Source organism: Nocardioides sp. (assembly GCF_051876515.1).
Lineage (GTDB): Bacteria > Actinomycetota > Actinomycetes > Propionibacteriales > Nocardioidaceae > Nocardioides.
In genome coordinates, this window is the sequence record NZ_JBJEHY010000159.1 from 1 (window position 1) to 8,782 (window position 8,782).

9 protein-coding genes and 1 pseudogene are annotated in these 8,782 nt (G+C 73.3%); 6 read left to right on the plus strand and 4 right to left on the minus strand.

Annotated features, from left to right (window positions below; all coding sequences use genetic code 11):
* From ACI379_RS12030 to ACI379_RS12050, 5 genes and pseudogenes are all read left to right on the plus strand, one after another.
* Positions 1-180, plus strand: a pseudogene (locus tag ACI379_RS12030) (branched chain amino acid aminotransferase); the annotation flags it as partial.
* A gap of 21 nt (positions 181-201) precedes the next feature.
* Positions 202-1,902, plus strand: a complete 1,701-nt coding sequence (locus tag ACI379_RS12035; protein ID WP_439792330.1) for a serine/threonine-protein kinase — start codon at positions 202-204, stop codon at positions 1,900-1,902.
* A 186-nt stretch (positions 1,903-2,088) separates the two neighbouring features.
* Entirely contained in the window at positions 2,089-3,678 is a 1,590-nt protein-coding gene (cimA, locus tag ACI379_RS12040) for a citramalate synthase (RefSeq protein WP_439792331.1), read from the plus strand.
* A 54-nt stretch (positions 3,679-3,732) separates the two neighbouring features.
* Positions 3,733-4,068 carry a hypothetical protein gene (locus ACI379_RS12045; protein ID WP_439792332.1) on the plus strand — a complete coding sequence of 112 codons (336 nt, stop codon included), beginning with the start codon at positions 3,733-3,735 and terminating at the stop codon, positions 4,066-4,068.
* Positions 4,069-4,087: 19 nt separating this feature from the next.
* Positions 4,088-5,485: an amidase gene (locus tag ACI379_RS12050; protein ID WP_439792333.1), complete on the plus strand. Its 1,398-nt coding sequence runs from the start codon at positions 4,088-4,090 to the stop codon at positions 5,483-5,485.
* Between the two features lie 15 nt (positions 5,486-5,500).
* Here the strand turns inward: ACI379_RS12050 and ACI379_RS12055 are convergent, their stop codons facing one another.
* From ACI379_RS12055 to ACI379_RS12070, 4 genes are read right to left on the minus strand one after another with little or no spacing between them, the layout of a single operon-like run.
* The gene (locus ACI379_RS12055; protein ID WP_439792334.1) at positions 5,501-5,968 is read right to left on the minus strand and encodes an OsmC family protein; all 468 of its coding nucleotides are present in this window, start codon (positions 5,966-5,968) and stop codon (positions 5,501-5,503) included.
* 20 nt (positions 5,969-5,988) lie between these two features.
* Positions 5,989-6,597 (minus strand): energy-coupling factor transporter transmembrane component T family protein, encoded by a 609-nt coding sequence (locus ACI379_RS12060; RefSeq protein WP_439792335.1) that lies wholly within the window; start codon positions 6,595-6,597, stop codon positions 5,989-5,991.
* Complete coding sequence (locus ACI379_RS12065; RefSeq protein WP_439792336.1) at positions 6,594-7,283, minus strand: energy-coupling factor ABC transporter ATP-binding protein; 690 nt, start codon at positions 7,281-7,283, stop codon at positions 6,594-6,596. The genes ACI379_RS12060 and ACI379_RS12065 overlap by 4 nt, the downstream gene beginning before the upstream one ends.
* A complete protein-coding gene (locus tag ACI379_RS12070; RefSeq protein ID WP_439792337.1) occupies positions 7,280-7,939 on the minus strand; it encodes a biotin transporter BioY in 660 nt (219 codons plus the stop codon). The genes ACI379_RS12065 and ACI379_RS12070 overlap by 4 nt, the downstream gene beginning before the upstream one ends.
* Positions 7,940-8,088: 149 nt before the next feature.
* Between ACI379_RS12070 and ACI379_RS12075 the strand changes: the two genes are divergently transcribed.
* Positions 8,089-8,640: a TetR family transcriptional regulator gene (locus tag ACI379_RS12075; protein ID WP_439792338.1), complete on the plus strand. Its 552-nt coding sequence runs from the start codon at positions 8,089-8,091 to the stop codon at positions 8,638-8,640.
* The last annotated feature ends 142 nt before the right edge of the window (positions 8,641-8,782 follow it).

Genomic DNA, 8,782 nt, shown 5'->3' on the forward strand with positions numbered 1-8,782 from the left:
GAGGTCTTCGCGTGCGGCACGGCCGCGGTCGTGACCCCCGTCGGCTCGCTCAAGTGGGACGGCGGCGAGGCGCCGGCGCCGGCGAGCACCGACCTCACCATGAAGGTGCGTCAGGCGCTCGTCGACGTGCAGTACGGCCGCGCCGAGGACACGCACGGCTGGCTGCGCCAGGCTTTCTGAGTGCCCCGGTAGCCTCGTGGGGTGACTGCCTCCCTTCCGTACCAGAGCGCGCCCCCGCCGGGGTTGGCCGTCGACGGGTACGAGCTCCGCGCGCGCCTCGGCGAGGGCGGCATGGGAGTGGTCCACCTGGCCCAGCGCCCCGGGGAGCGTCCGGTGGCGCTCAAGGTGCTGCGTCCCAACGTGGTCGGCGACGACGAGGCGCGCCGACGGCTGGCCCGCGAGGTCGACTCGCTGAGCCGCGTCCGCAGCCGCCGGGTGGCCGAGATCGTGGACGCCGACCCGTGGGGCGCCATCCCGTACGTCGCGACCCGCTACGTGCCCGGCCTGACCCTGCACGACCACGCCCGGGACGAGGGGCCGATCGTCGGGGACGACCTGCTCTGGTTCGCCGACTGCCTCGCGGAGGCGCTCGAGGCGGTGCACGCCGTCGGCGTCCTGCACCGCGACATCAAGCCGTCGAACGTGATCCTGGAGGGGCGCACGCCCATCCTCATCGACTTCGGTCTCGCCCGGATCGCGGACGACGCCAAGGTCACCCAGACCGGGTTCCTGCTCGGTACCCCCGGTTACCTCGCGCCGGAGATCCTCTTCGGCGAGGAGGCCACCGAGGTCTCGGACGTCCACTCGTGGGCGGCGACCGTCGCCTTCGCCGCGCAGGCGCGGGCGCCGTTCGGTCGCGGTCCGTCGATGGCGGTCATGGACCGGGTGCGCCGCGGTGAGCACGACATCGACGACGTCGAGGACGGCATCCGCGAGCTGCTCGACGAGGCGTTGGCTCCCGACCCTGACGACCGCCCCGACCTGGCCGAGGTGCGCGACTGGCTCGCCGAGCTCACCGCGCCGCCGAAGCGGCGTCGCTGGGGGAGGGAGCGCGCGGTCGAGGCGTACCCGGCGGTGACCATGCCGTACACCGCGGCACCGGACCCCGAGCTCGCGGCGGACCTGCTCGACGACGACCTGCTCGACGAGCCGTGGGACGGGGCGGGGGTCGTCGAGCCTGCGCCCCGCACGCCCGGGCACCTGCCGCCGACCCGGATCGACCGTTCGCCGTACGCTCCCGGGCCAGTCGACGGGCTCGAGCCGTCCGAGGAGGACCAGGACGCGTGGTCGTCCTGGACCCAGGTCGAGGCCCCGCCCCGGGCCGGGCTCGCCGAGCGGATGCGCCGTGGGGTGCTGCTCGTCGGTTCCGCCGCCGTGGCGACGGCGGCAGCGGCCGCCGCCCCGTGGCTGTTCATCGTCACGCTCTCCCTGCTGGTGTGGCTGCTGCGGACCGGCTCCCTGGCCACGTCGGCCGTCGAGCGCCGTCGCTCCACCCGGGGCCGTCGTTGGTGGGACGGCACCGCCGGCCTGCTGTCGACACCGTGGCACCTGCTGGCCGCCGTCCCCGCGACGGGGCTGCTCCTGCTGTGGAGCCTTGGCATGGGGTCGGCCGCGGCTCTGCTCGCGTACGCCCTCTCGCTGGGGGCCACGACCGCGCTGGCCCTGGTCGGTCTGACGGTCGTCCTCAGCGCGTGGTGGGGTCCGGGCAGCGGTCGGTTCCGTGGGCCGGTCCGTCGGGTCGTCGACGGCGCGGCCTCCCGCGGGGTGCCGTGGTTCCTGGTCGCGCTGGTGGTGGCTGCCGCGGCGTCCGGACTGGCCGGGTACGCGCAGCAGAGCGGCCCGAACTGGGCGCCCGCCTCGGACGCGCCGTTCGCGGGGACGAGCACCCCCAGCTGGTTCTGATCCCGCACGCCCTGCTGCTGAGACTGCTCCCCGCTCGTGGCCGCCGCGTGGCACCATGGGGGTGTGCGACACCAGCTCACGATCATTCCCTAGCGCGTCAGTCCTCCACTGACGCGCCGACCTCTCGTTCCCACGGGAGGTTTTTTGTTGCACCCAGCACTGCCGACCCCCGACCGAGAGAAGCCCATGGACCTGCACGGCGCCTTCCACGTCTACGACACGACCCTGCGCGACGGCGCGCAGCAGGAGGGGCTCAACCTCTCCGTCGCCGACAAGCTCGCCATCGCCCGGCACCTCGACGGGCTGGGCGTGGGGTACATCGAGGGCGGGTGGCCGGGGGCCAACCCCAAGGACACCGAGTTCTTCCGGCGGGCCGTCACCGAGCTCGACCTCACCCACGCCAAGCTCGCGGCGTTCGGCTCGACCCGCAAGGCCGGCACCCGGGCCGCCGACGACCCGCAGGTCGCGGCGCTGCGCGACTCGGGGGCCTCGGTCGTCACACTCGTCGCCAAGTCGCACGACCGCCACGTCGACCTCGCGCTGCGCACGACCCTCGAGGAGAACCTCGAGATGATCCGCGACACCGTCAGCCACCTCACCGCCGAGGGCCAGCAGGTGTTCCTCGACGCCGAGCACTTCTTCGACGGCTACCGCGCCAACCGTGACTACGCGCTCGAGGTCCTGCGCACCGGGTACGAGGCGGGCGCCGACGTGGTCGCCCTGTGCGACACCAACGGGGGGATGCTGCCGGGCTGGGTGGCCGACGTCGTCCACGACGTCGTGGAGACCACCGGCGTGCGCGTGGGCATCCACTGCCACAACGACACCGGGCTCGCGGTGGCCAACACGCTGGCGGCCGTCGACGCGGGTGCCAGCCACGTCCAGGGCTGCATCAACGGGTACGGCGAGCGGACCGGCAACGCCGACCTGGTCACGGTCGTGGCCAACCTCGAGCTCAAGCTGGGCCAGCAGGTGCTGCCGCCCGGACTGCTGCGCGAGTCGACCCGGATCGCGCACGCCGTCGCCGAGGTCACCAACGTGCCGCCGGCCAGCCGGCAGCCGTACGTCGGGTCGAGCGCCTTCGCGCACAAGGCCGGGCTCCACGCGAGCGCCATCAAGGTGGACCCCGACCTCTACCAGCACCTGGACCCGGTGGAGGTGGGCAACGACATGCGGCTGCTCGTCTCCGACATGGCCGGCCGCGCCACCATCGAGCTCAAGGGCAGGGAGCTGGGCTTCGACCTGTCCGGCGACCGCGACCTGGTCACGCGGGTGACCGACCGTGTCAAGGCGCTCGAGCAGCAGGGCTTCACGTTCGAGGCGGCCGACGCCTCCTTCGAGCTGCTCCTGGTGGAGGAGGTCGAGGGGACGCGCCCCACGTACTTCGAGGTCGAGTCCTGGCGTGTGATCACCGAGGCGGCGCTGGCCGGCGACGAGCGGGCCGTCTGCGAGGCCATCGTGAAGCTGACGGCCGACGGGGTGCGCCACGTCGTGGTGGGGGAGGGCAACGGCCCGGTCAACGCCCTCGACCACGCCCTGCGCGACGCGATCGAGCGGGCGTACCCGGAGGTCGCGAAGTTCGAGCTGATCGACTACAAGGTCCGCATCCTCGACCAGGGGCACGGCACCGACGCCATCACCCGCGTGCTGATCGAGACCACCGACGGCGCCTCGACCTGGGTGACCGTCGGGGTGGGCGCCAACGTCATCGAGGCGTCGTGGGGTGCCCTGCTGGACGCGTTCGTCTTCGGCCTGAGGCGCCACCACGTCGCCTGAGGCACGGGCGCGGCAGGGATGACACCGGCCCCGGCCGGCTGAGAGGGTCGGGGCATGACGGGGGACAGCAGACGGACGGTCGACCTGGTGGCCGGCATCCTGGGGATGGGTCTGCTGGCCTGCCTCGTGCTCGCGGCCGGCTTCTTCGCGCTCCTCGGCGGCGGGATGGCCGCGGGGTCGTGCGTCCAGGACTGCCCCGACGGCTGGGGTGACGCGCTGGTGTTCGGCGGCGCGGGGTGGCCGGTCCTGGTGGGGCTGGCCACGGGTGTCCTGTTCGTCGTACGAGGCATGCGTCGCCAGTCCGTGTGGTGGTTGCCGTGGGTCGGCATGGCGCTCGCCGCCGCCGGCACGTGGATCGCCCTGTCCGTCCTGGACTCGCTGCTCGCGTGAGTGCCGTAGCGTCACGCCCATGAGCGGACTCCACCACCTCAGCGCACTGGAGCAGGGCTCCCTCGTCGCCTCGGGGGAGGTGACGCCGGCGGCGCTGGTCGAGCACTACGCAGCCCGCGAGGACCGGGTGGGGGCGTTCGTGACGCGTACGACCGAGCAGGCGTTGGAGCGTGCCGAGCGGCTGCTGGCAGCGGGGCGATCCGAGGGGGCCGGCCCCCTGTGGGGCGTCCCTACCGCGGTGAAGGACCTCAACATGACCGCGGGCGTGCGCACCACGTTCGGCTCGAAGGCGTACGAGGACTTCGTCCCGCCCTTCAACGACGGGGTGGTCGACGCGATCGAGGCGGCTGGGCTCGTCAGCCTCGGCAAGACCAGTACGCCCGAGTTCGGGTCCCCCTGCTACACCGAGCCTGAGGGCCTGCCGCCGGCGGTGACCCCGTGGGACACGACGCGGATGGCGGGCGGGTCGTCCGGTGGCGCTGCCGCCGCCGTGTCGGCCGGGCTCGCCCCCGTCGCGCAGGGTTCGGACGGGGGCGGTTCGATCCGGATCCCGGCGTCGTGCTGCGGACTCGTGGGGCTCAAGCCGAGCCGCGGCCGTGTCAGTGGCGCCCCGATGTACGGGGAGGTGACCGGCCTGGCGGTGACCGGCCCGCTGGCCCGGACGGTGCGCGACGCGGCGGCGTTCCTCGACGTGCTCGCCGGCCACGGGGCCGGGGACGTGGCGTGGTTGCCCGAGCCGAGGACCTCGTTCCTCGAGGCCTGCGACCGTACGCCCGGCCCGCTGCGGGTGGCGCGCTTCATCGAGCCGGTCATCGCCGACACCGACGTCGACCCGAGCTCGGTGACCGCTTGGGAGGAGGCGACCGAGCTGCTGCGCGGCCTGGGCCACGAGGTCGTCGACGTCGAGGTGCCGATTCCGCGGGAGGCGGTGGCCACCTTCGAGACCTGCTGGGCGGTGCTGACCGCGCTGACGCCCGCCCCGCCCGGGCGCGAGGGCGACCTGCGCCCGCTGACCCGCTGGCTCAGCGAGCGCGGGCACGCGGTCAGCGGGCCCGAGTTCGGGTGGGCCATGGGCGAGCTGCGCCGCATCGGCGCCCGGGCGGTGGAGGCGCTGGCTCCGTACGACGCGGTGCTCACGCCGACGCTGGCCCGCCCGCCGGCGCTGGTGGGTGAGCTGCGCGACGACGCCGACCCGGCCCGCGACTTCGAGAACCAGAAGCGGTTCACGCCGTGGACGAGCGCCTGGAACGTCTCCGGGATGCCGGCGGTCTCGCTGCCCCTGCACTGGACCTCCGACGGCTTGCCCGTGGGGGTCATGCTGGCCGGCCGCCCGGCGCAGGAGGAGCTCCTGCTCGGCCTGGCCGCGCAGGTGGAGCAGGCCCACCCGTGGCGGGACCGTACGGCTCCGGGGTTCTGACCCGGACGCCCCGACTCAGCCGGCGGCCACGACGGAGGCCTCGTGCCGGACCTCGAAGTTCACCGAGTTCGCGATGAAGCACCACTCGTGCGCGAGCTCGTGCGCCCGGTGCGCGTCTGCGACCATCGACGCGTCGGCCACCACGACCCGGGGGTGCAGGACCGCCTCGCGGAAGCGGCCGCCGTTCCCGACGACCTCCATCGTGGCGGTGGCGGTGTCGGCGTAGTCGAGGACCACGACGCCGAGGCTCACGCAGGCGTGCAGGTAGCTCAGCAGGTGGCACTCCGACAGCGAGGCCAGCAGCATGTCCTCCGGGTTCCACCGTGAGGCCTCGCCCCGGAACGCGGCGTCCGCCGAGGCGAGCAGGTCGGGCTTGCCGTCGACGGAGAGGGTGACCGAGCGCGCGTAGTCGCGGTACCCGGTGGTGCCGTTCCCGGTGTTGCCGGTCCACAGGGCCGTGACGCTGAAGTGGTGCTCACTCATGGCACCACCCTCGCACGGACTCAGTCGTCCCCGATGCCGCGTGCCTCGAGCGCCTCACCGGTGGCGCGGGCGTTGGCGACCACCCGGATCACGAGCGGGACCAGGCGGGCCCGGGGGTCGCGCTCCAGGCCGCGCGCCGCGGCCGCGTCCCGGGTCTGACGGGCGACCTCGAGCGTCGTGGGGATGGCCCGGATGGTGAGGGAGAAGGCCAGCGCGACCCGCTCGGGGTTGACCCCGACCCGCCGGAACGGCCCGAGCAGCCGTACGAGGACGTCGAGGATGTCGTCGATGGGGGTCGTCACCGTCACGACGGTGGCCAGCAGGACCAGGCCGAGCAGGTCCCCGACCGCCTCCACCGCCCGCGCCCACCCGTTCTGCCAGGCGTGCCACGCCATCAGCGCTGCCAGCATGAGCAGCAGGATCCGCACGGACCGGAACACCGCGCGCAGGTTCATGCCCGTCCACAGGCAGATCCCCACGGCGACGGCCACGAGCGCGACGCTGGACCACGGCCCGCGGACCACGACGACGAGCGTGCTGACGACCAGCAGGCCGAGGAGCTTCAGGCCGGCCCCGAGCCGGTGCCACACGGTGTCGCCGGGCTCGTACATGCCCAGCGGCATGCTCATGCGGTGACCCGGTAGTGCTCGACGACGTCCGCGGCCGGACCGTCCTTCTCGACGCGGCCGTCGCGGATGAGCAGCGCACGGTCGCAGCGGGCGGCCAGCTCGAGGTCGTGGGTGACCAGCACGAGTTGCTGGGGGAGGCCGAAGAGGACCTCGGCCACCTTCCTGGTGTTGGTGAGGTCGAGCAGGGTCGTGGGCTCGTCGGCGACGAGCAGGTCGGGGTCGGTGGCCAGGACGCCGGCGAGCGCGAGCAGCTGACGCTGTCCGCCGGACAGGGCGTGGACGCTGCGGTCGGCGAGGTGGTCGAGGCCGAAGCGGACGAGCACCTCGTGGGCGGCGGCCACCCGGTCCGACTTGGCGCGGTGCGTACGGCGGAACGAGAGGGCGACGTCCTCGAGCACGGTGGGCATGACCAGCTGGGCCGACGGGTCGGTGAAGCAGAATCCCACCTTGCGGCGGGCCGCGCGGGGGTCGGCCGCGACGTCGTCGGAGTCCAGCAGCACCCGGCCCGCAGCGGGCAGGACGAGTCCGTTGAGCAGTCGGGCCATCGTGGACTTGCCGGAGCCGTTGGGGCCGATGAACGCGACCCGCTGCTCGGTGAGGACGAGCGAAGTCTCGTGGAGGACGACGAGGTCGTCGCCAGCGGTGGGAACCGTGACGACGACCCGGTCGAGTTCGATGCGACTCACGCGGTGATTGTCTCGCCCTCGTTCTTGGCGGAGACCCGCGGGCGGGGCGTACGCCGGGCGAGCAGGTCGGGGAAGGCGGCGTGGACGCCGGTGGCGACCACGGCCATCATGGCGTTCTTGATCAGGTCGCCGGGCACGAAGGTGAGCTCGTACGTCCAGGCCGCACCCCAGGTCATGTCGGCGCGCAGCACGAGGCCGGTGACGCCGAGGGTGTGGATGAAGGCGGCGCTGCCGGCGAGCCCGGAGAGGAAGACCAGCCCCAGGCGCAGGGCGTTGTTCCTGCGGGGGAGCTGCTGGACGAGGAAGCCGGTGAGGGCGGCCGCGAGGGGGAAGCCGATGAGGTACCCCACCGACGGGCCGGCCAGCACCCCGAGCCCGCCGGCGCCGCCGGAGAAGATCGGCAGGCCGGCCGCGCCGAGGACGACGTACAGGGCGGCGGCGAGGAAGCCCCGTCGGGCACCGAGGACGGCACCGCCGAGCAGGACGGCGAACGTCTGCAGGGTGATCGGGATCGTGCCGGCGTTGATGGCCGGGAGCAGGGCGCAGACCGCGATGAGGGCCGCGAAGGCGGCGATGAGCGCGATGTCGGTGCTCGCCGAGCGCCGCTGGGGCGCCGCCGGCGGGCGGGTGGTCTGGGCTGCGGTCTCGGTGCTCATCGGGGTCCTTGTCTGAGGGGCCGGTGGACGAAGGCCCGTGTGCGAGGGCGTGTGCACGAGGGCGTCCGGAGATCCTGAACGGTGTTCAGTGAACGGCGTTCAGGCTAGGGTTGGGCTGCACCTGAGGTCAAGTGAGAGGCGGGTCACACGTGGACCGACGCGAGGTCGTCGACACGGCACTGGGGATCCTGGGCAGGGTCGGCCTTCCGGACCTGACCATGCGCAGGCTCGGCACCGAGCTGGGCGTGCAGCAGTCCGCGATCTACCACCACTTCGCCAACAAGCAGGAGCTGCTGGGGGCGGTGGCCGACGAGATCCTGGCCAGAGGTCCGCACACCGACACCGGCGACGCCGCAGGGTGGCTCGACCAGGTGCGGGCGGCGTGCCACGACGTGCGGGCCGCGGTGCTGGCCTTCAGCGACGGCGCGGACGTCGTCTCCTCGATGTTCGCCTTCGGGCTCGGGGGGCGCGAGGCGTACGACCGGGTCGACAAGGCGCTCGCGGGTGCGGGCCTCGCCGCGGAGACGGAGGACGTCGCCGTGCGCACGCTGCTGCACTTCGTCTTCGGCCACGCGATCGCGCAGCAGACCGCCGAGCAGGCAGCCCGGGTGGGCGCGATCGACGCGAGCAGCGATCCGGACGACTTCGCGGCGGGCCTCGGGCTGGTCCTGGCAGGAGTCGCGGCAGCGGCCACCGCATAACCTGCGGTCATGGCTGAGCAGGTGGTGGAGGGACGCACGTTCTCCGGGGACGACTGGTACGGCGACGACCTGGGTGGCGCGGTCTTCGTCGACTGCACCTTCGACGACGTGGACCTCTCGGAGGTCACCACGACCGGGGCCT

Bases quoted from the DNA above. Each gene is read 5' to 3' on its own strand.
- cimA (WP_439792331.1), top strand. From the start codon at position 2,089: ATGGACCTGCACGGCGCCTTCCACGTCTACGACACGACCCTGCGCGAC.
- ACI379_RS12045 (WP_439792332.1), top strand. From the start codon at position 3,733: ATGACGGGGGACAGCAGACGGACGGTCGACCTGGTGGCCGGCATCCTG.
- ACI379_RS12050 (WP_439792333.1), top strand. From the start codon at position 4,088: ATGAGCGGACTCCACCACCTCAGCGCACTGGAGCAGGGCTCCCTCGTC.
- ACI379_RS12055 (WP_439792334.1), bottom strand. From the start codon at position 5,968: ATGAGTGAGCACCACTTCAGCGTCACGGCCCTGTGGACCGGCAACACC.
- ACI379_RS12060 (WP_439792335.1), bottom strand. From the start codon at position 6,597: ATGAGCATGCCGCTGGGCATGTACGAGCCCGGCGACACCGTGTGGCAC.
- ACI379_RS12070 (WP_439792337.1), bottom strand. From the start codon at position 7,939: ATGAGCACCGAGACCGCAGCCCAGACCACCCGCCCGCCGGCGGCGCCC.